Here is a 25,655-nt window from a genome sequence, read left to right as displayed (position 1 = left end):
GAAGCGTCTCCCGCGTGGGCGGCGATCTTGGCCCGGCGCTGGCCCCGGTCAAGCGCGGCGGAGCGCTAGCCCGCAGGCATCAGCGCGTAGCGCAGCAGGAACAGGGCCGCGACGACCCAGACCACCGGCTTCGCCTCACGCGCGCGGCCGGTGACGAGCTTCAGCGCCGCGTAGCAGATGAACCCGAAGGCGACGCCGTTCGCGATCGAGTAGGTGAACGGCATGGCGAGCGCGGCGACGCAGGCCGGCGCCCATTCGGTCACGTCGTCCCAGTCGAGTTCGGCGATGTCGCGCAACATCAGGCAGGCGACGTAGAGCAGCGCCGGCGCGGTGGCGTAAGGAGGCGCCGCGCCCGCGAGCGGTGCGAAGAACAGGCAGAGGAGGAACAGCGCGGCGACCGTCACGGCGGTGAGGCCGGTGCGGCCGCCCGCCGCTGCGCCGGCGGCGCTCTCCAGATAGGCGGTCGGGCTCGACGTGCCGAGCAGCGCGCCCACGGGGATCGCGAGGCTGTCGGCGAGCAGCGCCCGGCCGAGCCGGCCGTTTCCCTGCTCCGGCGTGAGGCCGACCCGGCGCGCGACGGCGATCAGCGTGCCGGTGGCGTCGAACAGCTCCACCAGGAAGAACACGAGGATGACGTTGACCAGCCCACCGGCGAGCGCGCCGCGGATGTCGAGCGCGAACAGGGTCGGCGCGAGCGAGGGCGGCGCCGCGAACACGCCGCGGAAGACGTTGCCGGCGAACAGGAAGCTCAGCGCCGTGACGGCCAGGATGGCGGTCAGCAGCGCGCCGCTGAACCCGCGCGCCGAAAGCCCGGCCACGCACAGGAAGCCCAGCACGGCGAGGATGACGCCCGGCGCGTGAAGATCGCCGAGCGTGACGAAGGTCGCCGGGCTCGCAGCGATCAGTCCTGCGCTCTTCAGCGCGATGATCGCGAGGAACAGTCCGATGCCGGCCGTGATGGCGATCCTGAGCGAGCGCGGAACGCCGCCGACGACCGCCTCCCGAACCCCGGTGACCGTCACCAGAATGAACAGGCAGCCCGAGAGGAACACGCAGCCGAGCGCCGCCTGCCACGTGTAGTGCATCTGCACGACGACGACGTAGGCGAAGAAGGCGTTGAGCCCCATGCCGGGGGCGATCGCCACAGGCGCGTTGGCCAGAAACGCCATCAGCAGACTGCCGAACGCCGCCGCGAGGCAGGTCGCGACGAAGGCGGCCTCTTTGGGCACGCCCGCCGCGCCGAGGATCTCCGGGTTGACGAAGGCGATGTAGGCCATCGTCAGGAAGGTCGTCAGCCCGGCGAGCATCTCCGTCCGCACGGTGGTCCCGTGTGCGCGCAGCGCGAAAATCCGTTCCAGCATGACCTCGCCTCTCGGTGCGTCCGAACGGGCAATTCGCATGCCGAAGATGACCGGCGCGTTGCCGCCGGAGCTGCGGATCAAAAGCGGCGCGTAAACGCCGCCACCCGTTCCGCGGCGCGGTCGAGCGTCGCGTCGTCCTTGGCGAAGCAGAAGCGGGCGGCGGTCGTGACCTTGCTCTCGGCGTAGAAGCTCGAGACCGGGATCGCGGCGACGCCCGCCTCCCGCACCAGACGGTCGCAGAACGCCGCGTCGTCCGTCACCCCGAGCGGCGCCAGATCGACGTTGAGGAAGTAGGTCCCGGCGCTTGGCAGCGGCGTCAGCCCGGCCTCGGCGAAGCCGGCCGCGAGCCGGTCGCGCTTGGCCTGCAGCCCCGCCCGCATGAGGTCGAACCACAGGGCGTCCTTGCCGAGGCCGTAGGCCACCGCCGCCTGCAGATTGGGCGGGGTGGTGAAGGTCAGGAATTGGTGCGCCTTGGCGATCACGCGCAACGTCGCGGCCGGCGCGCAGACGAAGCCGACCTTCCAGCCCGTCAGCCCGAAGATTTTTCCCGCGGAGCCGATCTTTACCGCGCGTTCGGCGAGGCCCGGAACGGACATCACGGAGACATGCCGCCGGCCGTCGAAGACGACGTGCTCCCAGACCTCGTCGGCGACCAGGAGGGCGTCGGAGCCGGCGAGCGTCCGCGCAAGCCCCTCCAGCTCCGCCCGGCCGTAGACCGCGCCGGCCGGATTGAGCGGATTGTTGAGCAGGACGAGCTTTGTGCGCGGCCCGACGGCGGCGCGGATCGCGGCCTCGTCGAGCCGCCAGTCGGGCGGGGTGAGGCTGACGAGCCGCGGCCGCCCGCCGGCGCGGAGCACGAGCGGCAGGTAGGCGTCGTAGAGCGGCTGCAGCAGCACCGCCTCGTCGCCGGGCTCGAGCAGCGCCAGCAGCGCGCAGGCGATCGCCTCGGTGGCGCCGGAGGTGATCAGCACCTCCCGCTCCGGATCGAGCGTTACGGCCTGGAACCGGCGGTAGTGCTCGGCGACCGCAGCCCGCAGCGCCGCCGCGCCCGCCATGGGCGGGTACTGGTTTGACTCATGGAGCACCGCCTCCGCGGCGCGGCGACGGACGTCTTCCGGCCCGGGATCGTCGGGGAAGCCCTGCCCGAGATTGATCGCGCCCGTGTCGCGCGCGAGCTGCGACATGGTGTCGAACACCGTGACCGGGAGGCTGGAGAAGACAGCGTTGAAGGACGTCATGGGCTGTTCTTTATTTAGAACGATTTGATCGGCCTTCGCGGCGGCGAAGCGGCGCCGCAACTGCGAACCAGCTCAAGAGCGTAAGATGCTCCACTTTGCCGCCGTCTTATTCAGAATTTCTTAGGATAGAAAACAGCGTTCTGGCCTTTCGGCTGATTGACACGTTCGCTACTCCGAACGAAAGTCTCCTCACCCCGTCGAGAACCGGCTGTCCCGCGTCACTCTCTCGTCGTGGAACGGGATCATCCTCTCCGCAGACGGAGAGCAGCAGGGCGAGTCGCCGTGGCGAACGTATGGAAACGTTGGCTGTTGAAGCCCTTGGCCGCGCTGTAGCGCCGCCGCCGCGTTTCCGTCTCGCCGGCCCCACGTTGGGGCACAGAATTCCGGGGTTCCGCCATGAACGCTCCGTTGCGCCTCGCGCCGACGCCTATTTTCGCCGAACCGCTGCTGCGGCTCCAGGACGTGCGCATGAGCTACGGCCTGCGCGACGGCGGGGAGCGCCTCGCGCTCGCCGGCGTGTCGCTCGACCTGCCCGCCGGCGACGTGCTGGCCCTCATCGGCTCCTGCGGTTCGGGCAAGTCGACGCTCGCGCAGCTTGCCGCCGGACTCGCCACGCCGGCCGCCGGACGCATCGCGTTCGAGGGTCTGGACATGGCGGCGGCCGGGCCGCGCGCGCGGCGCGCCATCGCGATCCTGGACGCCACGCCCGACCTGCCCTGCAGCCGCACGGTCCGCGACATCGTGACCGAGCGCCGCGCCGTCGGCGCGCACGGCCAGACCCCGGGGCTGGAGCTCGAGCGGCTGTTCGAGCTGCTCGACATGGGGGCGGACCTCGACAGCTATCCGGACGAGCTCTCGGAAGGCGCCCGCCGCCGGGCCGCGCTGGCGCGCGCGCTCGCCGGCAATCCGCGGCTGCTGATCCTCGACGAGGTCACGGCCGGTCTCGATCCCGAGGTCGCGGGCTTCTTCCTTGCGGCGCTGTCGCGCGTCAACGTCGAGACCCGGCTGACGATCCTGCTGATCACCCACGACATGGCGGCCGTCACGGCGATCGCGCCGCGGGTCGCGGTGCTGGACGGCGGCCGGATCGTCGAGCAGGGCGCGACCGCGCGGGTGCTGGCGCGGCCGGAGCATCCGGTGACGCGGCGCTTCGCGGCGGCTGCGACCGGCGCGACGCTGCCGCCCTTCCTGGCCGAGAAGCTGCAGACCGAGCCGACCCCGCGCGGCCGCGCGCTGCTGAGGCTCGCCTTCGAGGGCGCAAGCGCGACCCGGCCGGTGCTGACCAGCGTCGCGCGCGAACTCGGCTTCGACATCGGCATCGTGGCGGGTTCGCTCGGCGCGGCCGGCGGCGAGCCCTATGGGGTGCTGATCGTGGCGGCGCCGTGCGACGAGCCGTATTTCACCGCCGCCGTCGAGCGGCTGGAAGACGCCGAGCTCGCCGTCGAGGTGCTGGGCTTCGTCGCCTGACGCGTCGCCGTCAGGCGACCTTTCCGGCGCCGCCGAAGAACCGCCAGGTGGCGCGGCCGGCCTTCTTGGCGGCGTAGAGCGCCCGGTCGGCGCGGGCGACGATCTCCTCGCCGGCCGCGGATGGCGAGCTCGCGACCGCGACGCCGATCGAGACGCTCGGCTTGATGACGTAGCCCTGCCCCTCGAGCGGCTCCGACAGCACGGAGCACAGCCGCTCGGCGAGCGCGTCGAACTCGCCGGCGCTCTGGCCCGTTGCGACCACCGCAAATTCGTCGCCGCCAAGCCGCGCCGGCAGGTCGCCGCTCCGCGCCGTCGCGCGCAGCCGCTCCGCGATCGCCGCCAGCAGCGCGTCGCCGGCCGCGTGCCCGAACGTGTCGTTCACCGATTTGAAGTGGTCGACGTCGATCAGCAGCACCGCGACCCGGCCGCCCTGCCGCTCGAGCCGGCCGCCGGCGCGCTCCAGCTCGCGCTCGAACATGCCGCGGTTGGCGAGGCCGGTGAGCGCGTCATGGGTGGCGAGGTGCTCGAGCGCGCTCTCGAGCCGCTTGCGCTCGGAGATGTCGGTGTAGGTGCCGACGGCGCGGATCGCGGTCCCGTCCGGAGCGCGCTCGACGACCTTGCCGCGGTCATGGATCCAGATCCAGCTGCCGTCCTTGTGGCGGCAGCGCAGCTCCGCCTCGTAGAACGGCGTCTCGCCGCGCGCGTGCGCCTCGAACGCCGCCTTGGCGGGGCCGCGGTCGTCCTCGTGGATCAGCAGGTCCCAGCGCGCCGCGGTTTTGAACTCTTCCGGGCCGTAGCCGAACATGCGCGCGGCGCGCTGGCTGAAGAAGCCGGCCGCGCTCGGCAGGTCCCAGTCCCACAGCCCGTCATTGGCCCCCTCGAGCGCGTAGGCGAGGCGGCGCGCGTCCGCGTGCAGCGCGCGGCGGGCGCGCTCGCGCTGCGACACGATGGCGGCGACCACCAGCGACGGCAGCATGGTGAGCGCCAGCATCGCCTGCAGCGGCAGCAGCACATGCGCCGCGTTCGCGGCGGTCGCGCCCGGCCAGTAGCCAAGCATTGCGAGCGTCACCGCGCCCATCGAAAAGATCATCGCGGTGAGCGCCGTGTAGAACATGCCGAAGCGCAGCGCGAACCAGAGCAGCGCCGTGCCGGAGAGCTCGATCAGCCAGAGCTGGCCGGTGAGCGGCACCAGCGCGCCCGCCATGGTCAGGGTGAGCGAGGCCGCGGCGAGTTCCAGCGTCCTCAGCCGGCCGGAGCCGTCGCTCCCGAAGCGCCGGCGGAACTCGGCCGCGACCCGGCGCTGCTCGGCGCTGCGCCAGAACAGGCAGGGCGGCAGCAGGATCAGGAAGTTGACGGCGTCGAGCAGCCACCAGGTGAAGCTCAGCGGCGCGACCCCGACCGTGCGGCCGAGCGCGAAGGTGAGCGCCAGCCCGCCGACCACCGAGCCCGGCACAGGGCCGAGCATGGAGATGAAGAACAGGCCGAGCACCGTGCGGGTGCGGGTCGGCTGCTCCTGGGTGACGCCGGTGCGGGCCATCAGCCAGCCGGTGCCGCCGGTCGTCAGGCCGTTGGCGAAGCCGAGCGCGAGCGAGGGCACGAGCCCGTCGCCCACCGCGTAATGCGCCACCGCATTGGCGGTCGCGAGCGCCACATATTCCGGCCAGGCGTCGGCCCGCTTGAGGAAGATCAGCGCGCCGAGCGCGAGCGCGTTGACGGGCCACACCACCGCCGCCACGCCGTGGGGCCGGCCATAGCTCAGGGTCACATAGGCTATCAGCAGATAGCCGAGCGCGAGCAGGGCGCCCTGGACCATGCGCAGGCGCAACAGTGACAACGCAGGAACCCCGCGGCTTCAAACCGCTGGGATCATGCGCCCGGAGCGCCTACCATTTGGTTTCGCGGGCCGTCGAAAATTGCGCGTTTTCGCGGCCTCAGCCGCGGTGCACCGCGAACGGCCCGAACGCCTGGTCGGTCGGCATCACCTGCAGGCGGTTGATGTTGACGTGCTCGGGCAGCGTCGCGCACCAGAAGATCGTCTCGGCGACGTCGTTGGCCGTCATGCCGCGCATGTTGGCGTAGACGTCCGCCGCCTTGCCCTCGTCGCCCTTGAAGCGGACCAGCGAGAACTCGGTCTCGACCATGCCGGGCTCGATGTTCGTCACCCGCACGTTCTTGCCGAGCATGTCGGAGCGCAGCGCGAGCAAAAACTGTTTCACGAAGGCCTTGGTGCCCGCATAGGTGTTGCCGCCGGGGTAAGGGTAGTCGCCCGCCACCGAGCCGAGGCCGAACACATGGCCGCGGCCGCGCGCGATCATGCCCGGCAGGGTCGCCCGTACGGTGTTCACGAAGCCGGTGACGTTGGTGTCGATCATCGTGTGCCAGTCGGCGAGGTCGACCGTGTCGGCGGGGCCGAGGCCGAGCGCCAGACCGGCGTTCGCCGCCACCACGTTGACGCCCGAAAACGCCTCCGGCAGCTCGGCCAGCAGCTTTTCGGTCGCCGCGTAGTCGCGCACGTCGAGCTCGGCGACATGCAGCGCCTCGCCGAGCTCGGCCTTGAGCTTCTCCAGCCGCTCCATGCGCCGGCCCGTGCCCACCACCCTGGCGCCGGCGCCGACGAAGCGGCGGGCGATCGCCTCGCCGAAGCCGGAGGTCGCGCCGGTGACGAACACGGTGAGGCTTTTGGGGTCGAGCATGCCGTAGGACATCGCGCGGGGCTCCGGGATCTGGGGTCAGCCCTCCCCTAGCGCCCTCGGGCCCCGAAGGCGAGCCCAAAGCCGCCGATCAGGTCCACGCAAAAGCCCTGCGCCGCCTCAGTCCTGCGGCGGCAGCGTGGGCGGACCGCCGGGGCGCCGGCGGGCGGCGAGCTCCTTCAGCGCCTCGATCGCGATCGCTTGGCCGGCGCGGGTCTGCACCGTCGCGGCGATGTAGCCGGCGCGGGCATAGCGCTGCAGCACCGCGAGCGCGGCCGCAGGCGTCGCGGCCCGCACGCTCACGCCGCTCGGGAACTGTCAGTCGATGCGGAACATGGGTTTGGCCGGTTGGAACAGCCGGCAGAAACCAGGCGGCTCCCCTCGATTCCACCAACAGAAGCCTATTTGACGAAAAACTTCCGGAAATTTGCCTAAAAAGACCTTGTGCTGATCAAAGGCTCACCGGCCCGCGCAAAACTCGTGCGCGGGCCGGGAGCGTGGCGTCAGCGCGCCTCGATCGTGGTCTTGGTCGTGGTGTCCGGCTCGGCGGTCGTGGTGGTCTTCTTGGTGACGGTGCCGTCGCTGTGCTCGGTGACGGTCTTGCGCTTCTCGACCGTCGCGTCGCCGGCGTCATGGCTCTTGATGGTGGTTTCGCGATGCTCGGTCGCGACCGAAGGCGTGTCGGTGGTGATGGTGGTGGTCTGCGCCTGCGCAGCCCCGCTCGCCGCGAGCGCCGCAGCCACCAGCGCCGCCGGCCCGAGCCGCTTCATGCGGCGCATCATGTCGAGATTCTTCAGCGTCATTTTCGTCCTCCCGGCGGGCCCATGGGCCCGCGCAGCGTGTTGCCCTTCAGAGGGGCCAACGCAGAGCGATGGGGAGGGTTCCGGGGCCGGAGCCACAGCCGTGCGAAGCTAGTGGGACGCGTGCAGTGATCACAACGCTTTCGTTCAGAAGGTGACTTCCCGGCATAGCCTTCGCCCGCATCGACTTTGCTGCTTTAGCTTTCACCGACTCTTGCTTAGCCTTGCGCGGAGTGGAGGGGCCCGACGGAGCGCGCCTCCCCGGCGCTTCGCCTTGTCACTTTTACGCTGCTAACCTTTTTTCCACTGAGGGGCTTTCCTCAATGAAGGTTTCGCATCCTAAACATATCTACCCTCCGGTAAACCGCTGCATCTATTGCGATTCCGCAGAAGGCAAACTGAGTTCCGAGCATATAGTACCCTTTGGCCTACTTGGCAGACACGAACTACCAGAGGCAAGCTGCAGAGACTGCGCGGAAAAAACGGGAAGAATAGAAAACATCGTTCTAAAGGATTATATGGGCGGATTCCGATCAAGGATGCAGTTCCCGAACCGGCGAGGGCGAAAACGAAATTATCCGCTTAAATGTTACGAATTCATCGGATCAGACAATAGCTTCAGAGCTGTAGAAATCTCTCCAGACGAGTACCCTAAGACCCTATTTCTTCCGAAACTTTCGCGACCCGGGATGTTCCTGACGCCCGAACAAAATAGACGGATCGCGTCTGCACCACTGGAGTGGTGGATACACCATGATGATCATGGCGCCAAAATTCTAAGAGAAAAACTTGGATTCATTCCCCTATTTGTAATTGAGCCTGATGTTTCGGCTCTCGCTCATATGATCGGCAAGGTCTGCCATTCCTATGCTTGCGCGGTAATTGGGTATGAAAGGCTTAGAGAATACAAGATGTATTATCCACCCGCACTCCTCGATATGCCTCGAGAGCATATATATTTTATAGTCGGAGGATCAACACCCATTAGACAAAACAACACGTCGTACGAGATAAATATCATTGAATCAGTTATGGGAAATCTTCAGCTAGTTATTGCGACCGTAAGATTCTTAGCGTGGCTAGGAGCTCCAGCATACCGAACTATTGTTGCAAGTCGCCCGGCGCCTCCAAATGCGCCTCGATCCCCCATTCAACGCGGCTCGTTGTCGACCCCCGCACCTGAAGATAGAAATCCTTTTCCGTCGCGGTAGGTCGTCTCACTCCGCCCGCTTTCCCGGTGATCAGCCTGTTGGGCGATCGCTGCAAGCTTACCTATTCGACCGCCACATGGGGATCTAGGTATTTTTTCCTTGACGCCTCCCCTTCCCTCGTGCATGTTCAGAGGACCTTCTCCCGCGGGGAGGCGCGTCCGGACCGGCCGTTCGCGCGGGATGTGAGGGCGGCGCCTGCGGCGCGGAGGCCGGACCTTCGCGGCTCGGGACGTCGGCCTGGGCTCTCCGGCTGAGGAGTTTTGTCTTTTCTCATCCGGCGAGGACGCGAGCGCCCGCCCCGCACTAGGACGGGGCCGCGCCTTCGAGCGCCTTAAGGCGCGGGATGGCCTTGTCGGTTCGGGGCTTCTTCGGAAGCCTCAAGTCCGGAGGCCGCAAAGGGACCGACCCCGCAAGGGGCTGCGGGCCGCCCGCGACCGGAGCGCGATCCCCCCGGCCGTCGACAAGACGCCGTGCGTGGGGCGCCGGGCGACCGGCATTGAAATGTCAGATGCGGTGGCCCGGCGCCCTGCGCCTCCCCTGTTTCCCCTCACGCGGATGTCTCCGCGGGAGACGGAGACGCTTGGGCTGGAGACGGTTTTCTCGGGGGCAAAAAAGGGCCCTCACCCGGCCCTGCGGGCCGACCTCTCCCCCGCGGGGGAGAGGTGAAGAACTCCCGCCGCCGCGCCTTTCGCAGGATGGGGCGCGGAGGCGGGACGTAGGCGCGGCGCTCACCTCTCCCCGGCGGGGAGAGGTCGACATCGCGCAGCGATGGCGGGTGAGGGGGAGCGGGCGGTTTTTGGGGCGAAAGGCCCCCTCACCCGCGAGGCTTCGCCTCGCGACCTCTCCCCGCTGAGGAGAGGTGAAGAACTCCCGCCGCGCCTGTCACAAAACCGGGCGCGGCGGCGGGACGACAGGCGCGGCGCCCACCTCTCCCCGGCGGGGAGAGGTCGACATCGCGCCAGCGATGGCGGGTGAGGGGGGAGCAGGCGGTTTTTTTGGGGCGAGAGCCCCCCTCACCCGCGAGGCTTACGCCTCGCGACCTCTCCCCGCTGGGGAGAGGTGCAGAACTCCCGCCGCGCCTGTCGCAGGGCGGGACAACAGGCGTGGCGCGCGAAGGAGGTCGATATGGCGCTGGTTCCGAACTCCGTCTGGCCGAGGCCCGCCGCCCCGGTCACGACGCGGCGCGTCCCGGCGGCTGTCCCCGTCGCCCCGCCGGCGCCGCCGGACGAGGATTCCGCGCCGCCCGCCTATGGCCGCGTCGCGGCCGCGCCCTGCCCTCCCGCCGCGCCGACGCGCAGGGTCGGCATGCCGGCCGCGCCCGCCGAAGGCCTCACGGCGCGCAAAAAGCTGTCGGACGCCTATGGGCTGTGGCGCGCCTGCCTGTCGGCCTGCTGCCGGCGCGCGGGGTTCTGTCAGGCCGATCTCGGCTGCGCCTGCTTGATCGAGCAGCGCGACAAGCTCGACCTCGAAGGGCTGCGGCGCGGCCTCGCGGCCGGCGGCCGCGCGGTCCAGCCCGAGGAGGCGCCGCTCCCCGGCCCGGCACGCAGACGCAGGAGCGCGGCGCGCCGCAAGGCTCAGCGGTACAGTTCCTCGTTGCCGAGCCATTTGTAGAGGCCGGCGACCTGCTCGGCGTAGCCGTTGAACAGCAGCGTCGGCCGCATCTCGTTGGAACCCAGCACGCGCTCGCTCGCCTGGCTCCAGCGCGGATGGGCGACTTCCGGGTTCACATTGGCCCAAAAACCGTATTCGCCGGGGCCGGCGACCGCCCACAGCGTCTTCGGGCGCTTGTCGGTGAAGTCGACGCTGACGATCGCCTTGACGGATTTGAAGCCGTATTTCCACGGCACGGCGAGGCGGATCGGCGCGCCCATCTGGCGGGCGAGCGGCTTGCCATAGGCGCCGGTCGCCAGAAAGGCGAGGTCGCTGGTCGCCTCCGCCATGGTCAGGCCCTCGGTGTAGGGCCAGTCGAACAGCGGACTCGCCTGGCCGGGCGCGACGTCCGGGTTGAGGAAGGTCTTCATCACCACGTATTTGGCCGAGCCGAGCGGCTTCGCCATCGCGACGAAGTCCTTGAGCGGGATGCCGGACCACGGCAGCGCCATCGACCAGGCCTCGACGCAGCGGTGCCGGTAGAGCCGCTCTTCGGGCGGCAGCTTCTTCAGCAGGTCGTCGACGCCGATCTCGAACGGCTTTTCGACCATGCCGCCGACCTTGATGGTCCACGGCCTGATCGGCAGCGCCTGGGCGTCCTCGGCGACGCTCTTCGAGGTGTTGAAGTCGTAATAGTTGTTGTAGCCGAGATTGTAGGATTCCGGCGTCACCGGCCGGTCGAGCGTGTAGGCCGGGTTGCGCTTCACCGGGTAGAGCCCGGCCGAGGGGTCCGGCGGCTGCGGGGCGGCGGGCTTCTTCTCGCCGAAGCCGAAGAAGGCGCTCGCCGGCGACGCCGCAAGGCCCGCGCCGGCAAGGCCCGCCGCGGCCATGAAGCTTCGCCGGTTCAGCCAGACATGCTCGGGCGTCGCCTCGGACTCGGGGATCGCCCAGGACGGGACGCGTCGGATGAGCATGGTCTTCTCCGCGAAACGGGTTCGTCGCCAGGCTCTACGGACGAAAACGGCCGGAGGTTACGCCTCCGGCCGCATCACGTCGTCACAAGCCCGCGAGGGGGCGCGGGATCAGATCGGATTGAGGGTCAGCGACGAGTAGCCGGCGGCGACCGACAGGCCCGTCTGGCCCTCGAGGCTGAGCGGCTGCAGCGAGATGGTGGCGTCGGAGCCGCCGACCAGGACGTTCGCCCCGGCGCCGATCAGCGCCGCCGCGCTCGCCGAGGCGCCGCGATATTTGCCGGCGAGGTCGCCCGGCCCGAGGTCGCGCGAATGCGCCACCACCGCCCAGGCGAGCACGCCGGGACCGGTCGCGCCGACGTCGACGCCGATCTTGTTGATGTGGCCCATATAGAGGTCGACCGCGTTGCGGCCGGCGGCCGGCCGGTAGACGCAGGACAGTTCGCGGCGCGAGCCGACCACATAGCCGATCGATCCCGGCGTCTCGCAGGTCAGCGTGCCGATCTGGTAGCCCGAGACCGGCGCGTAATAGTGGCGATGCTTCGAGATCGTGACCGAGGGGTGGCCGAGATCGGCGGCGAGCGCCGCGCCGGAGGCGAGGCAGCCGGCCGCGACGAGGCCGGCCTTGAGCAATGCGTGCATGGTGGTGGGTCTCCCGAGAGTCGTCCCCGCGACCACCGAACGTCCGAACTGCGGCTTTCGTTCGACGGCGTCAGCGCAGTTCCGCGCAAAACCGCTGGATGCGGCGGCAGGCCTCCTCCAGCGTCTCGTCGGCCGCCGCATAGGAGATCCGGAAGTTCGGGCCGAGCCCGAAGGCCGAGCCGTGCACCACCGCGACGCCCTCGGCCTCGAGCAGCTCGGAGACGAAGTCCTCGTCGGTCTCGATGGTCTTGCCCGAGCCGGTGGCGCGGCCGAGCGCGCCGGCGCAGGACGGGTAGACGTAGAACGCGCCCTCCGGGGTCGGGCAGGACAGGCCGCGCGCCTGGTTCAGCATCGACACCACGAGGTCGCGTCGCCGCTCGAACGCCTCGCGGAACCCGGTCAGGAAGTCCTGTGGACCCGACAGCGCCTCGAGCGCCGCCCACTGCGCGATCGAGCAGGCGCCGGAGGTCTGTTGGCCCTGCACCATCTCCATCGCCCGGATCAGCTTGTCCGGCCCCGCCGCGTAGCCGATGCGCCAGCCGGTCATGCAATAGGCCTTGGAGACGCCGTTCATGGTCAGCGTGCGGTCGTAGAGCGCCGGCTCGACCTGGGCCGGCGTGGTGAATTCGAAGCCGCCGAACACCAGGTGCTCATACATGTCGTCGGTCAGCACCCAGACATGCTCGTGGCGCAGCAGCACGTCGGTCAGCGCCTTGATCTCGGCGCGCGAATAGGCCGCTCCCGAGGGGTTCGAGGGCGAGTTCAGCAGCACCCATTTGGTGCGCGGCGTGATCGCCGCCTCGAGGTCCTCGGCGCGCAGCTTGAAGCCATGCTCGATCCGGGTGTCGACGATCACCGGCGTGCCGCCGTTGAGCGCGACCATCTCGGGGTAGCTCACCCAGTACGGCGCCGGCACGATCACCTCGTCGCCGGGATTAAGCGTCGCCACGAAGGCGTTGTAGAGAATCTGCTTTCCGCCGGTCGCCACGATGGTCTGCGACGGCCGGTAGTCGAGCCCGTTCTCGCGCTTGAACTTCTGCGCGATCGCCTCGCGCAGCGGCGCGATGCCGGCGACCGGCGGGTATTTGGTCTCGCCGCGCCGGATCGCGTCGATCGCCGCGTCCTTGATGTTCTGCGGCGTGTCGAAGTCGGGCTCGCCGGCGCCGAGCGAAATGACGTCGCGGCCTGCCGCCTTGAGGTCACGCGCCTTCTGCGTGACCGCGATGGTGGCGGACGGCTTTACGCGCGACAGCGCGTCGGCGAGGAAGGCCATTGCGGGCTCCGGGGCTGGATTTTCGCCGGGACCCTATGTCGCCCGGCCCGCGCCGCGCAACCCGGAACGGCTCAGCGCAGCGGCCCCTTGAAGACGAAGAACGCGCCCGCCGCGATCAGCGCGAAGCCGACGATGTGGTTCACCGTCAGCCGCTCGCCCAGATAGGCGACCGAGAAGACGGCGAACACGCTGAGCGTGATCACCTCCTGCATCGCCTTGAGCTCGGCGCCCGAATAGACCGCGCTGCCGATCCGGTTCGCTGGCACGGCGAAGCAGTATTCGATCAGCGCGATGCCCCAGCTTGCGAGGATCGCGGCCCAGAGCGGCGCGCCTTTGAACTTGAGGTGGCCGTACCAGGCGAAGGTCATGAAGACGTTGGAGCACAGCAGAAGGACGAGCGGCGCGAGCGCAGGCGACAACAGGTTCGGCATGGGGACCCTGCAGAGCGGGTGGAGAGAAGCGCGAAGGGACGTCGGGCGGCCCGACTAGCCGGGCGCGACGTCGGGACGGTCGGTCAGCCGCTTGCCCGCGGCGGCCTCGAGCTGGAGCAGCAATGCGGAGTGATCGTAGCCGCCGGCGCCGAGCCTGTCGCGCAGCTCGACGAAGCGGTCGCGCACGTCCTGCGACAGCGGCAGCCTCACGCCGGCCTCGGCGGCGGCGGCGAGCGCGGTGTCGAGGTCCTTGACCTGCGTGGCCACCATCCCGCCCGGCCGGAAGTCGCGCTCGAGCATCCGGCGGCCGTGCTCCTCCAGGATGCGGCTCTCGGCGAAGCCGCCGCGGATCGCCTCGCGCACGGCGGCCGGATCGGCGCCGCCGGCGGCGGCCAGCAGCAGCGCCTCCGACACCGCGCCGATCGTCACGCCGACGATCACCTGATTGGCGAGCTTGGCGAACTGGCCGGCGCCGGCCGGGCCGACGCGGACCGCGCGGCCGAGCGGCTCGAAAACCGGCCTCGCGCGCTCGAAGGCGGCCTCGTCGCCGCCGACCATGATGGCGAGCGCGCCGGCCGCAGCCCCCCGCGTGCCGCCCGAGACCGGCGCGTCGAGATGGGCGACGCCGTGCCCGGCGAGGCGCGCGGCGTGGTCGCGCGCGAGCGACGGCGGGATCGAGCTCATGTCGATCACGAGGCTGCCCGGCTTCAGCGCGGCCGCCGCGGCGCCTGCGCCGAACAGCGTCTCGGCGACCGCAGGCCCGTCGGCCAGCATGGTGATGAGCACGTCGGAGGCTGCGGCGGCCTCGGCCGCCGAGGCAGCGACCGCGGCGCCGTCGGCGCCGAGCGCCCTCGCCTTCTCGGCGGTGCGGCTCCAGGCGATCACCTCGAAGCCGGCCCCGAGCAGGCGGCGCGCCATCGGCGCGCCCATGAGGCCGACGCCGAGGAAACCGATGCGGGGTCGAACGGACGTCATGGCGGACTCCGGGGAGAAGGCTGGCGCGTTACCGCTGCGCCCGTGCGGGCGCAAGGTGACATGAAAGCCATGTCTCTGCGCCGGCGCTTACCCCCCCGACGACGTCGCGCGGCGCCGGTCAGGGCCGGTCAGGCGATGACGCGGCCCCGGTTCCCGGGCTCGGTTCGCCCGAGAGCGATCTCAATGGAGCCGGAACTCGGCCCGCACCGGCTGGAAATCCGCCGGGCCGATCAGCGCCTTGTGCCCCACCCGCACCGAGTGCACCACTCCCTCGATCTCCTTGCGCCACCACTCCAGGAACCGCCGCAGCACCGGAAACTCCGGCGCCCGATCGTATTCCTGCCAGAGGAAGGACTGCAGCAGCTTCGGGTAATCGGGCATGCGGTAGAGGATCTCCGCAGTGATCAGCCCATAGCCCTGCATCTGAAGCTCGAAATCGGCGCTCGCCCGCCGGACGCCTGCCTTCTGGAACTCGGACTCGCTCATCGGCCATGCTCCTTCGCCTCGCGGCGCGGTTGCCGAAGCGCCGCAAAGTCAGTGTGTTACGCGACCCTCATCCATGACAATCCCCAGAAGCTAATAGGTCTTTAACTTCAATAATTTGGCAGCCCTTTGGCCGAACTGCTGCCAGCCGCTTCGCGGCGACGGGGAGGATCTGCCCAGACCCCTCGGGCGTATGACAGGATGCTCAACGTCCAGCCTTCGAGGAAGCTCGTCCCAATGACCCTCAAGCGTCTGATCCTGGTGCTCGCGCTCGCGGCCTTCCCCGGGGTTGCGGCGGCGCAGAGCTGCCTGCGGGACTGCGTAAACGCGCAGATCGCCGCCACAGCCAGCGACATCGAGATCAAGGACGCGGCGCTGGCCTGCCGCCAGACCTGCGAGGACAAGGCCCGCGGCGTGCTGGAGCGCGACGGCCTGCTGGACAAGGCGGCGAACTGCAAAGCGGAACTGCTGACGACCGACGAACTCCGAAAAGTCCGGGCGGCGAGCCCGTCCTTCTACATGCAGTCGAACGTGTTCATCTGGGACGCCAAGAACCCCTTCCCGGACCGCGTGTTGACGAAGATCGATGTGTCGGCCCAGAACCTTGATCTCAACGACGTCGGGTTCACCGGAACGGGTCTCGTCCCGCCCTCGGGCGAAGGCGCCTTCGTGATCCCGGGCTTCTACGACGGCTACCCGGCCGTCCGGTTCGCCGCCAAGGTGCAAAAGATCTGGGCCTGCAAGATCAGATGAGCCGTCTCTTCACGATCGGATATGAGGGCGCGACGCCCGGCGCTCTGGCAGATGCGCTCACGACGGCCGGCGTCGAGACGCTGGTCGACGTGCGCGCGGTGGCGAACTCCCGCCGGCCCGGCTTTTCGAAGCGGTCGCTTGCGGCGGGGCTCGAGGAGCGGGGCGTCGGCTACCTCCACATGCGCGCGCTCGGGACGCCGGCGGAGGGGCGCGCCGCGGCGCGCTCCGGGCGGCACGACGACATGCGTCGCATCTTCGCCGCCCATCTGGAGACCGAGGCCGCAAAGGAAGAGCTTGCGGCGCTGAAGCAGTTCGTCCGCACCGGACGGAAGCTTTGCCTCCTGTGCTTCGAGCGCGAGCCCGAACACTGCCACCGGCTGATGATCGCCGAACGCATCGAGGCGACGGACGCGAACGTCGCAATCGAACATCTGCACCCGCTGCCGGCGACGTTCGAGCGACCCTGAGCGGCCGCGCTCAGCCTTCGTAGGTGGCCGGCAAGTCGTCCAGGAAGGCTTTGGCGTCGCGTCGGATTTCGGCCTTGCGGCGGTCATCCATGCGATCGAGCGTTCGGTACGGCATGGCGAGGCGGTTGGCGCCGCGCAGGCGCGGCTCGTTCCGGATGAGAAAGTCCCAGTAGAGATAGTTGAACGGGCAGGCGTCTTCGCCGGACTTCAGCTTCACGTCGTAGCGGCACGAGCCGCAATAGTCCGACATCCGGTCGATATAGGCGCCGGAGGCCGCATAGGGCTTCGACGCCATCACGCCGCCATCGGCGAACAGCGCCATGCCCTGGACGTTCGGAAGCTCCACCCACTCATAGGCGTCGGCGTAAACCAGCAGGAACCAGTCCTGCACCTCCCGCGGACGCACGCCCGCCAGCAGCGCGAAATTGCCAAGCACCATCAGGCGCTGGATGTGGTGCGCATAGGCGTGGTCGCGGGTGTCGGCGACGCAATGCGCGAGGCAGTTCATGTCGGTCTTGGCCGTCCAGTAGAGGTCCGGCAGCCTGCGGTCGGCGGAAAGGTGATTGGTTTCGCCGTAATCCGGCATTCTCAGCCAGTAGACGCCACGGACATATTCGCGCCAGCCGATGATCTGTCTGACAAAGCCCTCGACCGCGTTGAGCGGCGCCCGCCCCTGCTCGTAGGCCTGGACGGCCATGTCGCAGACCTCGCGGGGGCCCAGCAGGCCGGCGTTCAGATAGGGCGAGATCAGTCCGTGGAAGATGAAGGGGCCGCCAGCCTTCATGGCGTCCTGGTAGTCCCCGAAGGCCGGCAGCGCGAGCGACACGAAATGGCGCAGCGCCTTCAGCGCGTCGGCGCGGCTCGTCGCCCAGCCAAAGTCATGGAGCGTCCCGAAATTGTCCGGGAACAGCCGCTCCACCAATTCCATGACCTCGCGCGTCGCCTGGTCCGGCGCGAAGCGCAGGCGATCCGGGATCCTGGCGTTCTTCGGCAGCCGCTTGCGGTTCTCGACGTCGTAGTTCCACTGGCCGCCGGCCGGCGCTTCGCCATCCATTAGCAGGCCGGTCCTGCGGCGCATCTCCCGGTAGAAGAACTCCATCCGCAGCGCGCGGCGGTCGCCGGCCCAAGCCTCGAAATCGGCGCGCGAGCAGAGGAAGCGGTCGTCCTCGCGCAGCACGACGTCGCAGGCGAGCCGCTCGCGCCAATCATGCATCATCTCGAGCACGCGCCATTCGCCCGGCTCGGTGAGGATCAGCAGCCGGGCGCCGTGGCGCCCGACGGCGCGCCCGACCTCGCCGCCGAGCGAGCCGGTGTTTTGGGGATCCTCGAGCGTGACGTAATCGACCCGCACGCCCTCGTCGCGGAGCTCGGCCGCGAAGCGCCGCATGGCGGCGAACAGGAAGACCAGCTTCTGCTTGTGATGGCGGACATAGCTCGCCTCCTCCATCACCTCCGCCATCAGGACGACGTCGGTCTTCGGGTCGAGCCCTCTGAGCGAGGCGACGTCGCGGGTGAGTTGGTCCGCGAGGACGAGGCGCAGCGTGGTCATCCCGCGCTATACGCGCGAGATCGGCGTTCGTCTCACCCGCGCTCCCGGACCGCCGCAAGCGCCTCGGGCGTGTCGACATCGATCAGCGCGCCATCATCCGCCTCGACCTCGCGGGCGGCGTCGCTCTGCTCGGCGAGCAGATGGCGCCCGCCGGCGTCGCCCTCGATCGCGCACAGAGCGGCGAAGAAGCGGCGACCCCACAGCACCGGATTGCCGCGCCGGCCGTCGCGGACCGGCGCGACGACATGCGCGCCGCCGGCCGGATCGAACACAGCGACGAGGCGGGCGAGCAGCGCAGGCCTCACAAGCGGCATGTCGCCGAGCAGCACGAGCGCCCCGTCGACCGAAGCCGGCAGCGCCTCGAGCCCGGCGCGCAGCGAGGTGGAGAGCCCTTCGGCGAAGTTCGGGTTCGGCACGAAGCGGACCGGCAGCCCCGACAGCGCCACCTCGACGGCCGCTCTCTGGTGGCCGGTCACCACCACGACCTCCGAAAGCCCGCCTGCGAGCGCCGCCTCGACCGCGTGGCGGACGAGCGGCCTGCCCTGCACGGTCTCGAGCAGCTTGTTCGGTCCGCCCATGCGGGTGGACCGCCCTGCCGCCAGCACGACCGCCGCGACCTTCGGAGCGCGCGGAAGATCGCGCTCCTGGCGCGGTTGCGGGCGCGCGGTGATCTCCATCAGCAGCCCTCCGACGCCCATCCGGCTGATGTCGCGGCCGTCGACCGGAAGCTTCGCCAGCAGCCGGTTGAGGATCCAGTCGAAGCCGTTCTCCTTCGGACTGCGCGCGCAGCCGGGCGCGCCGAGCACCGGCGTCCCGTGGAGGTCGCCGAGCAGCAGCAGATTGCCCGGATCGACCGGCATGCCGAGCCGCCGAATCGCGCCGCCCGCGGCCTCGAGCGCCGCAGGGATCACGTCGCGCCGGTCGGTGATGGCGGACGCGCCGAACACGATGATGATTTCCGGCCTTTCGAGCGCCACCTCGTTCAGGCTGCGGACGAGGCTGCGTTCGTCATGCGGGACGCGGCGCTCGGCGACGAGCTTCGCGCCTGCGGGGGCAAGCCGCCGCTGCAGCACCGCGATTGTCTTGTCGACCACCTTCGGATCGAGCCCCGGCAGCAGCGTCGATATCGCCGCCGCCCGCCTGACCTCGAACGGCGCAAGGCGGATCAGCGGCCCGCGCGCGCGGGCAAGCTGCTCGGCGCGGGCGACGAGGTCCTCCGGCAGCGCGAACGGGATGATCTTCACGGTCGCGGCCATCGCGCCGCGCGGCATGGCGGCGTGCTCGGCGAGGGTGGCGAGCGTCACGGCCTCGTCGATGTCGTTGAGCGCGTCGACGCCGCCGCGGTCGACCAGCAGCACGCCGGGACGCTCGGCGAAGATGTTGGCGCGGCCGGTGAAGGCCCGGTCGGCGCGCAGGCCGGGTCCGACCAAGGCGGCGGCGATGCGTTCGGCGGCAGCGTCCTCGGCGACGTCGCCAGAGGCCATTTCGGCCACGACGACCTCGCGCACCCCGCCGCGCTCGAGCGCCGCCACGTCGGCGGCCGTGATGCGCGCGCCCTTCTTCAGCACATAGCCCGAAAGCCGCAGCGCATGCGCGGCGACGCAGCCCTCGGCCCGCGAAACCTGAACCGGTCCGAATTTCACCGGCCGAGCTCCGCCCGGCGCAGCACCGCGGTGATCTCCGCCATGATCGAGACCGCGATCTCGGCGGGCGACGAGGCCCCGATCGCAAGACCGATCGGGGCGCGGATCCGCTCCAGCGCAGCCGGCGTGACGCCCTGCGCCTTCAGCCGTTCGAGCCGCGCGGCGTGCGTGCGGCGGGAGCCCAGCGCGCCGACATAGAAGCAGCCCCGGCCGAGCGCCTCGGCCAGCCCCGGATCGTCGATCTTCGGATCATGGCTCAGCGCCGCGAAAGCGGTGAACGCGTCGAGGCCGAGGTCGGGCAGCGCCGTCTCCGGCCATTCGGCCCTGAGCTCCACCGCGGGAAAACGCTCGGGCGTCGCAAAGGCGGTGCGCGGGTCGACGATCGCGACCTCGTAGCCGAGCGACGCGGCGAGCGGCGCCAGCGTCTGCGCGATGTGGACCGCGCCGGTCAGCACCAGGCGCGGCGGCGGCACATGAACGTTGAGGAACACCGCGCGCCCGGCCGCATCCTCGACGACGCCGCTCCTGGCGGACGTCAGCGCGCGCGTGATGGCTTCCTCCAGCGGATCGCCGGCAGGGTCGAGCACCAGCCGCTGCTCGTCGGTGTCGAGCGCCGTCGCCACCACCGCCGGCCGCCGCGCCGCGCGCGCTGCGTTGAGCGCACTCAGAAGGTCCAGCCTCATGCGACCTTCTCGACGAAAACTTTGATGCGGCCGCCGCAGGACAGCCCGACGCGCCAGGCGGTCTCGTCCGCGACCCCGAATTCGAGCAGCCGCGGCTTGCCGGAGGCGATGACCTCGGCGGCCTCGCTCACCACCGCGCCCTCGACGCAGCCGCCCGACACGGAGCCCTGGAAGTCGCCGCCGGCGTCGATCACCAGATGGCTGCCGACCGGGCGGGGGGCCGATCCCCAGGTCTCCACGACGGTCGCGAGCGCAACGCCGCGCCCTTCGCGGACCCACTCTTCGGCGGTCGAGAGAAGATCCATGCGTGCCTCCGTGCTGCGAGGCCGAGATAGGTCTTCGGCCTGGCGCGCACAATGACGGGCCGCGGCCGCCTCAGCGCGGCGGCGGCGCGAGTCCCATCTCAATGATGAGCTGCTTCGCCTTGTTGAGAGCGTCGTCGGCGGTCATGTTCGGCCTGCCGCTTTCGACCGCCGCTAACACCGTGCTCCGGCCGTTCCGGTCGACCCAGCCGACCGTCCAGGCGGCGTCGTCGCACGCGCCGCTCTTGAGGGCGACGTTGGCGTCCCCCCACCTCTCGGCCGGCACGATCTCGACCGTCCGCGCCTGCGATTCGGCCGACGTCGGAAGCTCGCCGCGTTTTAGGCGGGCGAGAAACTCGACCTGCTCGACGGCGTTGAGCGCGAGCCCTTCGGGGCTGTCGCCGCGGCCGAGCCGCTCCACCGGGCCGCCCGAATCGGCGTTGCCGTAGCGCATCGCCGCGAGCGCCTTGGCGAAGGCGTCGGAGCCGACCCGCCGCGACACCTCCTCATAGACCCAGGACGCTCCCGTGCGGAACGCGTTCCGCAGGCTCACCCCGTCGGGCGGATCGTCCTTGAGCGGCGAGCTGCGTTTGACCGGCGCCCCCGCGTCCGCGACGACGCCCCGGTCCAGGGCGATGACGCTCGCGGGAATTTCGAAGGTCGCGCAGGGCGGCCGGCGGCGATCGCAGGTCAGCCCGCCCGCACTCACCGCCGCGGCCCCGGGCGCCACGTCGCGAATCGCGACGCACGCGGTGGCCCCGGCGAAGACGTTTGAAAACGCGGACTCCAGATCGGGCGGCGTCTGCGCGCGCGCCATGGAGGTCGCGGCGAGCACGAGGCTCAGCGCGGCCGAGGAAGCCCTACCGACGTGACGAAATCCCCCTATGCCCGTGCTCCCCTGGCCATGCTGTTCAAGCGTGGTCGCCGTCATACGCCCCTGATCCCCGGTCGACGACTTCGCATCCGCTCCTCCGACGCGCCCGCAGCCGGAACCCGCCCGGATACGCCGTGCGCCTTCAGGTAAACCGGAATAGATAGCGCCCATGAGGACCACGGGAAGCGCCGCCTCCCGCTGACTTTTCGCCGCCGCCGGACCGCGCCGTCGGCCGGTCCGGCGCGTTGTCGCGAGCCGCTGCCCTTGCTAAAGACTGCCTTCGAACCGTGCTCGCCCACAGAAGGGGCGCCGCCTTTGGTTCGACAGGCGGAACGGACGCCAGAAACGCGAGCGAGGCGACATCAGCGGATGGAGTATTTCGCGCAGCAACTGATCAACGGCGTAACGCTCGGTTCCATCTACGGGCTCATCGCGATCGGCTACACGATGGTCTACGGCATCGTCGGCATGATCAATTTCGCTCATGGCGACATTTTCATGGTCGGCGCGTTCCTGGCGCTGATCATTTATCTGGCGCTCGCGGCGCTAGGCGTGGCCTTCGCCCCTCTGGCGCTGCTGATCGTGCTGGTCCTGGCGATGGCTTTGACGGCGCTCTATGGCTGGACTGTGGAACGCATCGCCTACCGGCCGCTGCGCGGCTCGTTCCGGCTTGCGCCGCTGATCTCGGCCATCGGCATGTCGATCTTTCTCCAGAACTACGTCCAGGTCGCCCAGGGGGCGCGCGTCAAGCCGCTGCCGCCGGTGGTGCCGGGCTATTTCTGGCAGTCGGACGGGGCCGACGGCTTCATCGTGAACATCTCGAACGTGCAGGTGATCATCGTGCTGACGACGATCGTGTCGATGCTCGGCTTCTGGCTGATCGTCGCCAAAACCCCGCTCGGCCGCGCGCAGCGCGCCTGCGAGCAGGACAGCAAGATGGCCGCGCTGCTCGGGGTCGACGTCGACCGCACGATCTCGCTCACCTTCGTGATGGGCGCGGCGCTCGCCTCCGTGGCGGGGCTCATGTACCTGCTCTATTACGGCGTCGCAGACTTCTACATCGGCTTCGTGGCCGGGGTGAAAGCCTTCACGGCCGCGGTCCTCGGAGGCATCGGGTCGCTGCCCGGCGCCATGCTGGGCGGCCTGCTGATCGGCCTGATCGAGACCCTGTGGTCCGCCTATTTCTCGGTCGAGTACAAGGACGTCGCGGCGTTCTCGATTCTGGTGATCGTGCTGATCTTCCTGCCCTCCGGTCTGCTCGGCAGGCCGGAAGTCGAGAAGGTCTGAGCGGCTCGTGGCGGACACCGCGCCGGCCCAGCCCAGTCATCCGCTCGCAGCCGCCCTTCGCGACGCGCTGATCACGGCGCTCGTGGCGCTCGGGCTGGCCGCGCCCATGATGGGGCTGGTCACGGTCCAGGGGCCCGACGGGCTCAGACTGGACCCGCACTGGCAGCGGGTGGCGATCGCGGTCGCGGTCGTCTTCCTCGGCCGCTTCGCCCTCAACCTGACGATCTGGCGGCCCGGCGCCCGGCGATCGGCGAGCTTCGTGCCGCCGCGCGTCGAGGCGACGCTGGCGAAGCTCGCCCGATGGCTGGGCCCGATCGCGATCGCGATGGCGATCGCCCTGCCCTTCCTGCCCGGCGTCGAGCGCTACACGGTCGATCTCGCGATCCTGGTGCTGACCTATGTGATGCTCGGCTGGGGTCTCAACATCGTGGTCGGGCTCGCGGGGCTGCTCGACCTGGGCTACGTCGCTTTCTACGCGGTCGGCGCCTACTCCTACGCGCTTCTCGCGCAGTATTTCGGCCTGTCCTTCTGGGTCTGCCTGCCGCTCGCCGGCATTCTGGCCGCCTTCTGGGGCGTGCTTCTGGGCTTTCCGGTGCTCAGGCTGCGCGGCGACTATCTGGCGATCGTGACGCTCGCCTTCGGCGAGATCATCCGGATCGTCCTGCTCAACTGGTATTGGTTCACCGGCGGCCCGAACGGCATCGGCGGGATTCCGCGGCCGAGCTTCTTCGGCCTCGACTTCACGCCCGGCCCCGGCGGCTTCGCGGCGACCTTCGGGCTGAAGTTTTCCGGGCTGCACCGCATCATCTTCCTCTACTACCTGATCCTGACGCTCGCGCTGATCACCAACTTCGTGACGATCCGGCTCCGCCGCCTGCCGATCGGCCGCGCCTGGGAGGCGCTGCGCGAGGACGAGATCGCCTGCCGGTCGCTTGGCATCAACACGGTCAACACCAAGCTCACCGCCTTCGCGCTCGGCGCCATGTTCGCCGGCTTCGCGGGCTCCTTCTTCGCCACCCGGCAGGGCTTCATCAGCCCCGAGAGCTTCGTGTTCATGGAGAGCGCGCTGATCCTCGCGATCGTGGTGCTGGGCGGCATGGGCTCGCAGATCGGCGTCGCCATTGCGGCCGTGGTGATGATCGGCGGCTTCGAGCTGTTCCGCGAGTTCAAGGACTACCGGATGATCGTGTTCGGAGCCGTGATGGTTGGCATCATGGTGTGGCGGCCGCGCGGGCTGGTGTCGTCCCGCTCGCCTTCGGTGTTCCTCAAGGAGAAGAAGGCGATCTCCGGCGCCCTGGTGCAGGAGGGCCATGGATGACCGTCAGGCCGCTCGACGCGCCGGAACTGCCGCCCGACGTGCTGCTGCGCGTCGAGCATCTGACGATGCGGTTCGGCGGGCTGGTGGCGGTCGACGACGTCTCTTTCGAGGTCCGGCGCGACGAGATCACTGCGCTGATCGGACCTAACGGGGCCGGCAAGACCACCGTGTTCAACTGCATCACCGGCTTCTACAAGCCGACCGTCGGGCGGCTGACGCTGCGTAAGCCGGACGGCGAGGCCTGGCTGCTGGAGCGGCTGCGCGACCATCAGATCTCGCGCGCCGCGGGCGTCGCCCGCACCTTCCAGAACATCCGGCTGTTCGGCGGCATGACGCTGCTCGAAAATCTTCTGGTCGCGCAGCACGCGCCGCTGATGCGAGCCTCCGGCATGACGCTGCTCGGCGTGCTCGGCATCGGCGGCTATGGCCGCGCCGAACGGGCGGCGATCGCCAAGGCCAAGGCGTGGCTCGAGCGCATCGGCCTCCTCGACCGCGCCGACGATCCCGCGGCGGACCTGCCCTATGGCGACCAGCGCCGCCTTGAGATCGCGCGCGCGATGTGCACCGACCCGGTGCTGCTGTGCCTCGACGAGCCGGCCGCCGGCCTGAACCCGCGCGAGAGCGCCGAGCTGAACGCGCTGCTGCGCTCGATCCGCGACGAGGGCGTGGCCGTGCTGCTGATCGAGCACGACATGAGCGTGGTGATGGAAATCTCCGATCACGTCGTGGTGCTCGACTACGGCAAGAAGATCTCCGACGGCTCGCCTGCCGAGGTGCGCGACGACCCGAAGGTGATCGCCGCCTATCTCGGGGTCGAGGACGAGGAGGTGGAAAAGGTCGAGCAGGAGATCGAGCGCATCGCCGAGGAGAGCGAGGCGTGAGCGGAACCATGCTCTCGCTCCGGGGCGTCACGGCCTATTACGGCGCGATCGCGGCGCTGAAGGGCGTCGACATCGACGTGCCGGCCGGCGAGATCGTCACGCTGATCGGCGCCAACGGCGCCGGCAAGTCGACGCTGATGATGACGATCTTCGGCGCGCCGCGGGCCCGCAGCGGCGCGATCCTGTTCGACGGCCGCGACATCACGCATCTGCCGACCTACGAGATCGCGCGGCTCAAGATCGCGCAGTCGCCCGAGGGCCGCCGCATCTTCCCGCGCATGACCGTGCTGGAGAACCTCCAGATGGGCGCGGCGGTGACCAAATTCGCGCATTTCGACGAGGATCTGCGCCGCGTCTTCGACATCTTCCCCCGGCTCAGGGACCGGCAGAACCAGCGCGGCGGCACGCTTTCGGGCGGCGAGCAGCAGATGCTGGCGATCGCCCGCGCGCTGATGAGCCGGCCGCGCCTGCTGCTGCTCGACGAGCCCTCGCTGGGGCTCGCGCCGCTGATCGCCAAGCAGATCTTCTCGGTGGTCCGCGAGCTCAACCGGTCCGAGGGGCTGACGGTGTTCCTGGTCGAGCAGAACGCCTATCACGGCCTCAAGCTCGCCCATCGCGGCTACGTCATGGTCAACGGCCAGATCACCATGAGCGGCGCCGGGCGGGAGCTTCTGGAGCGGCCCGAGGTGCGCGCCGCCTATCTGGAGGGCGGCCGGTGAGGGCGCCCCGCGGAGGCGCGGGTCTTCACCTCTCCCCGGCGGGGAGA

25 protein-coding genes are annotated in these 25,655 nt (G+C 69.6%); 8 read left to right on the top strand and 17 right to left on the bottom strand.

Features of this window, described 5'->3' with window-relative positions; genetic code table 11:
* Positions 1-65: 65 nt before the first annotated feature.
* Together VM780_RS06915 and VM780_RS06910 are read right to left on the bottom strand one after the other, a co-directional pair.
* Positions 66-1,361, bottom strand: coding sequence for an NCS2 family permease (locus VM780_RS06915; protein WP_325446478.1), 1,296 nt, complete (start codon positions 1,359-1,361; stop codon positions 66-68).
* Positions 1,362-1,438: 77 nt separating this feature from the next.
* Positions 1,439-2,599 (bottom strand): aminotransferase, encoded by a 1,161-nt coding sequence (locus tag VM780_RS06910; protein WP_325446476.1) that lies wholly within the window; start codon positions 2,597-2,599, stop codon positions 1,439-1,441.
* A gap of 396 nt (positions 2,600-2,995) precedes the next feature.
* Between VM780_RS06910 and VM780_RS06905 the strand changes: the two genes are divergently transcribed.
* Entirely contained in the window at positions 2,996-4,066 is a 1,071-nt protein-coding gene (locus VM780_RS06905; RefSeq protein ID WP_325446474.1) for an ATP-binding cassette domain-containing protein, read from the top strand.
* A gap of 10 nt (positions 4,067-4,076) precedes the next feature.
* Here the strand turns inward: VM780_RS06905 and VM780_RS06900 are convergent, their stop codons facing one another.
* The 4 genes from VM780_RS06900 to VM780_RS06885 form a co-directional block, all read right to left on the bottom strand.
* Positions 4,077-5,900, bottom strand: coding sequence for a diguanylate cyclase domain-containing protein (locus tag VM780_RS06900; protein ID WP_325446472.1), 1,824 nt, complete (start codon positions 5,898-5,900; stop codon positions 4,077-4,079).
* A gap of 97 nt (positions 5,901-5,997) precedes the next feature.
* Positions 5,998-6,771 (bottom strand): SDR family NAD(P)-dependent oxidoreductase, encoded by a 774-nt coding sequence (locus VM780_RS06895; protein ID WP_325446470.1) that lies wholly within the window; start codon positions 6,769-6,771, stop codon positions 5,998-6,000.
* 105 nt (positions 6,772-6,876) lie between these two features.
* Complete coding sequence (locus VM780_RS06890) at positions 6,877-7,059, bottom strand: hypothetical protein (protein ID WP_325446468.1); 183 nt, start codon at positions 7,057-7,059, stop codon at positions 6,877-6,879.
* A gap of 200 nt (positions 7,060-7,259) precedes the next feature.
* The gene (locus VM780_RS06885) at positions 7,260-7,559 is read right to left on the bottom strand and encodes a hypothetical protein (protein ID WP_325446466.1); all 300 of its coding nucleotides are present in this window, start codon (positions 7,557-7,559) and stop codon (positions 7,260-7,262) included.
* Between the two features lie 2,333 nt (positions 7,560-9,892).
* On the opposite strand from VM780_RS06885, the gene VM780_RS06880 reads away from it, so the two are divergent.
* Complete coding sequence (locus VM780_RS06880) at positions 9,893-10,378, top strand: hypothetical protein (protein ID WP_325446464.1); 486 nt, start codon at positions 9,893-9,895, stop codon at positions 10,376-10,378.
* Here VM780_RS06880 and msrP read toward each other — a convergent pair.
* From msrP to VM780_RS06850, 6 genes are all read right to left on the bottom strand, one after another.
* On the bottom strand, positions 10,342-11,331 hold the full coding sequence (gene msrP, locus VM780_RS06875) for a protein-methionine-sulfoxide reductase catalytic subunit MsrP (protein ID WP_325446462.1): 990 nt from the start codon (positions 11,329-11,331) through the stop codon (positions 10,342-10,344). The two genes, VM780_RS06880 and msrP, sit on opposite strands and share 37 nt — an antisense overlap.
* Positions 11,332-11,439: 108 nt before the next feature.
* Positions 11,440-11,970 (bottom strand): DUF992 domain-containing protein, encoded by a 531-nt coding sequence (locus VM780_RS06870; RefSeq protein WP_325446459.1) that lies wholly within the window; start codon positions 11,968-11,970, stop codon positions 11,440-11,442.
* 70 nt (positions 11,971-12,040) lie between these two features.
* Entirely contained in the window at positions 12,041-13,243 is a 1,203-nt protein-coding gene (locus VM780_RS06865) for a pyridoxal phosphate-dependent aminotransferase (protein WP_325446457.1), read from the bottom strand.
* A 71-nt stretch (positions 13,244-13,314) separates the two neighbouring features.
* Positions 13,315-13,674, bottom strand: coding sequence for a DMT family protein (locus VM780_RS06860; RefSeq protein WP_325446455.1), 360 nt, complete (start codon positions 13,672-13,674; stop codon positions 13,315-13,317).
* Between the two features lie 54 nt (positions 13,675-13,728).
* Positions 13,729-14,649: an NAD(P)-dependent oxidoreductase gene (locus tag VM780_RS06855; protein ID WP_325446453.1), complete on the bottom strand. Its 921-nt coding sequence runs from the start codon at positions 14,647-14,649 to the stop codon at positions 13,729-13,731.
* Positions 14,650-14,829: 180 nt separating this feature from the next.
* Entirely contained in the window at positions 14,830-15,135 is a 306-nt protein-coding gene (locus tag VM780_RS06850) for an usg protein (RefSeq protein WP_325446451.1), read from the bottom strand.
* Between the two features lie 234 nt (positions 15,136-15,369).
* Between VM780_RS06850 and VM780_RS06845 the strand changes: the two genes are divergently transcribed.
* Together VM780_RS06845 and VM780_RS06840 are read left to right on the top strand one after the other, a co-directional pair.
* Positions 15,370-15,885: a hypothetical protein gene (locus VM780_RS06845; protein WP_325446449.1), complete on the top strand. Its 516-nt coding sequence runs from the start codon at positions 15,370-15,372 to the stop codon at positions 15,883-15,885.
* On the top strand, positions 15,882-16,352 hold the full coding sequence (locus tag VM780_RS06840; protein ID WP_325446447.1) for a DUF488 domain-containing protein: 471 nt from the start codon (positions 15,882-15,884) through the stop codon (positions 16,350-16,352). The genes VM780_RS06845 and VM780_RS06840 overlap by 4 nt, the downstream gene beginning before the upstream one ends.
* Positions 16,353-16,362: 10 nt before the next feature.
* Here VM780_RS06840 and VM780_RS06835 read toward each other — a convergent pair whose 3' ends face one another.
* From VM780_RS06835 to VM780_RS06815, 5 genes are all read right to left on the bottom strand, one after another.
* Positions 16,363-17,901: a cryptochrome/photolyase family protein gene (locus tag VM780_RS06835; protein ID WP_325446445.1), complete on the bottom strand. Its 1,539-nt coding sequence runs from the start codon at positions 17,899-17,901 to the stop codon at positions 16,363-16,365.
* A gap of 32 nt (positions 17,902-17,933) precedes the next feature.
* Entirely contained in the window at positions 17,934-19,544 is a 1,611-nt protein-coding gene (locus VM780_RS06830) for a molybdopterin-binding/glycosyltransferase family 2 protein (protein WP_325446443.1), read from the bottom strand.
* A complete protein-coding gene (locus VM780_RS06825; RefSeq protein ID WP_325446441.1) occupies positions 19,541-20,227 on the bottom strand; it encodes an XdhC family protein in 687 nt (228 codons plus the stop codon). The genes VM780_RS06830 and VM780_RS06825 overlap by 4 nt, the downstream gene beginning before the upstream one ends.
* Complete coding sequence (locus VM780_RS06820; protein ID WP_325446439.1) at positions 20,224-20,532, bottom strand: XdhC family protein; 309 nt, start codon at positions 20,530-20,532, stop codon at positions 20,224-20,226. Before VM780_RS06820 ends, VM780_RS06825 begins: the two co-directional genes overlap by 4 nt.
* A gap of 70 nt (positions 20,533-20,602) precedes the next feature.
* A complete protein-coding gene (locus VM780_RS06815; protein WP_325446437.1) occupies positions 20,603-21,460 on the bottom strand; it encodes a penicillin-binding transpeptidase domain-containing protein in 858 nt (285 codons plus the stop codon).
* A gap of 312 nt (positions 21,461-21,772) precedes the next feature.
* On the opposite strand from VM780_RS06815, the gene VM780_RS06810 reads away from it, so the two are divergent.
* The 4 genes from VM780_RS06810 to VM780_RS06795 are packed head-to-tail and all read left to right on the top strand — an operon-like array spanning position 21,773 to position 25,608.
* The gene (locus tag VM780_RS06810) at positions 21,773-22,690 is read left to right on the top strand and encodes an ABC transporter permease subunit (RefSeq protein WP_325446435.1); all 918 of its coding nucleotides are present in this window, start codon (positions 21,773-21,775) and stop codon (positions 22,688-22,690) included.
* A 7-nt stretch (positions 22,691-22,697) separates the two neighbouring features.
* Positions 22,698-24,008: a high-affinity branched-chain amino acid ABC transporter permease LivM gene (gene livM / locus VM780_RS06805; protein ID WP_325446433.1), complete on the top strand. Its 1,311-nt coding sequence runs from the start codon at positions 22,698-22,700 to the stop codon at positions 24,006-24,008.
* Positions 24,005-24,889: an ABC transporter ATP-binding protein gene (locus VM780_RS06800; protein WP_325446431.1), complete on the top strand. Its 885-nt coding sequence runs from the start codon at positions 24,005-24,007 to the stop codon at positions 24,887-24,889. The genes livM and VM780_RS06800 overlap by 4 nt, the downstream gene beginning before the upstream one ends.
* 8 nt (positions 24,890-24,897) lie before the next feature.
* On the top strand, positions 24,898-25,608 hold the full coding sequence (locus tag VM780_RS06795) for an ABC transporter ATP-binding protein (protein ID WP_325446755.1): 711 nt from the start codon (positions 24,898-24,900) through the stop codon (positions 25,606-25,608).
* The last annotated feature ends 47 nt before the right edge of the window (positions 25,609-25,655 follow it).

This window comes from Hansschlegelia sp. (assembly GCF_035538955.1).
Taxonomy (GTDB): domain Bacteria; phylum Pseudomonadota; class Alphaproteobacteria; order Rhizobiales; family Methylopilaceae; genus Methylopila.
The sequence above is the reverse complement of the archived record's forward strand: the minus strand, read 5'-3'. Positions and strand labels throughout refer to the sequence as shown.

Coding starts and splice junctions, on each gene's coding strand:
- VM780_RS06855 (WP_325446453.1), bottom strand. CDS start 14,649: ATGACGTCCGTTCGACCCCGCATCGGTTTCCTCGGCGTCGGCCTCATG.
- msrP (WP_325446462.1), bottom strand. CDS start 11,331: ATGCTCATCCGACGCGTCCCGTCCTGGGCGATCCCCGAGTCCGAGGCG.
- VM780_RS06795 (WP_325446755.1), top strand. CDS start 24,898: ATGCTCTCGCTCCGGGGCGTCACGGCCTATTACGGCGCGATCGCGGCG.
- VM780_RS06810 (WP_325446435.1), top strand. CDS start 21,773: ATGGAGTATTTCGCGCAGCAACTGATCAACGGCGTAACGCTCGGTTCC.
- VM780_RS06910 (WP_325446476.1), bottom strand. CDS start 2,599: ATGACGTCCTTCAACGCTGTCTTCTCCAGCCTCCCGGTCACGGTGTTC.
- VM780_RS06885 (WP_325446466.1), bottom strand. CDS start 7,559: ATGACGCTGAAGAATCTCGACATGATGCGCCGCATGAAGCGGCTCGGG.
- VM780_RS06905 (WP_325446474.1), top strand. CDS start 2,996: ATGAACGCTCCGTTGCGCCTCGCGCCGACGCCTATTTTCGCCGAACCG.
- VM780_RS06800 (WP_325446431.1), top strand. CDS start 24,005: ATGACCGTCAGGCCGCTCGACGCGCCGGAACTGCCGCCCGACGTGCTG.
- VM780_RS06915 (WP_325446478.1), bottom strand. CDS start 1,361: ATGCTGGAACGGATTTTCGCGCTGCGCGCACACGGGACCACCGTGCGG.
- VM780_RS06820 (WP_325446439.1), bottom strand. CDS start 20,532: ATGGATCTTCTCTCGACCGCCGAAGAGTGGGTCCGCGAAGGGCGCGGC.
- VM780_RS06825 (WP_325446441.1), bottom strand. CDS start 20,227: ATGAGGCTGGACCTTCTGAGTGCGCTCAACGCAGCGCGCGCGGCGCGG.
- VM780_RS06845 (WP_325446449.1), top strand. CDS start 15,370: ATGACCCTCAAGCGTCTGATCCTGGTGCTCGCGCTCGCGGCCTTCCCC.
- VM780_RS06835 (WP_325446445.1), bottom strand. CDS start 17,901: ATGACCACGCTGCGCCTCGTCCTCGCGGACCAACTCACCCGCGACGTC.
- VM780_RS06880 (WP_325446464.1), top strand. CDS start 9,893: ATGGCGCTGGTTCCGAACTCCGTCTGGCCGAGGCCCGCCGCCCCGGTC.
- VM780_RS06865 (WP_325446457.1), bottom strand. CDS start 13,243: ATGGCCTTCCTCGCCGACGCGCTGTCGCGCGTAAAGCCGTCCGCCACC.
- VM780_RS06860 (WP_325446455.1), bottom strand. CDS start 13,674: ATGCCGAACCTGTTGTCGCCTGCGCTCGCGCCGCTCGTCCTTCTGCTG.
- VM780_RS06870 (WP_325446459.1), bottom strand. CDS start 11,970: ATGCACGCATTGCTCAAGGCCGGCCTCGTCGCGGCCGGCTGCCTCGCC.
- VM780_RS06815 (WP_325446437.1), bottom strand. CDS start 21,460: ATGACGGCGACCACGCTTGAACAGCATGGCCAGGGGAGCACGGGCATA.
- VM780_RS06840 (WP_325446447.1), top strand. CDS start 15,882: ATGAGCCGTCTCTTCACGATCGGATATGAGGGCGCGACGCCCGGCGCT.
- VM780_RS06895 (WP_325446470.1), bottom strand. CDS start 6,771: ATGTCCTACGGCATGCTCGACCCCAAAAGCCTCACCGTGTTCGTCACC.
- VM780_RS06850 (WP_325446451.1), bottom strand. CDS start 15,135: ATGAGCGAGTCCGAGTTCCAGAAGGCAGGCGTCCGGCGGGCGAGCGCC.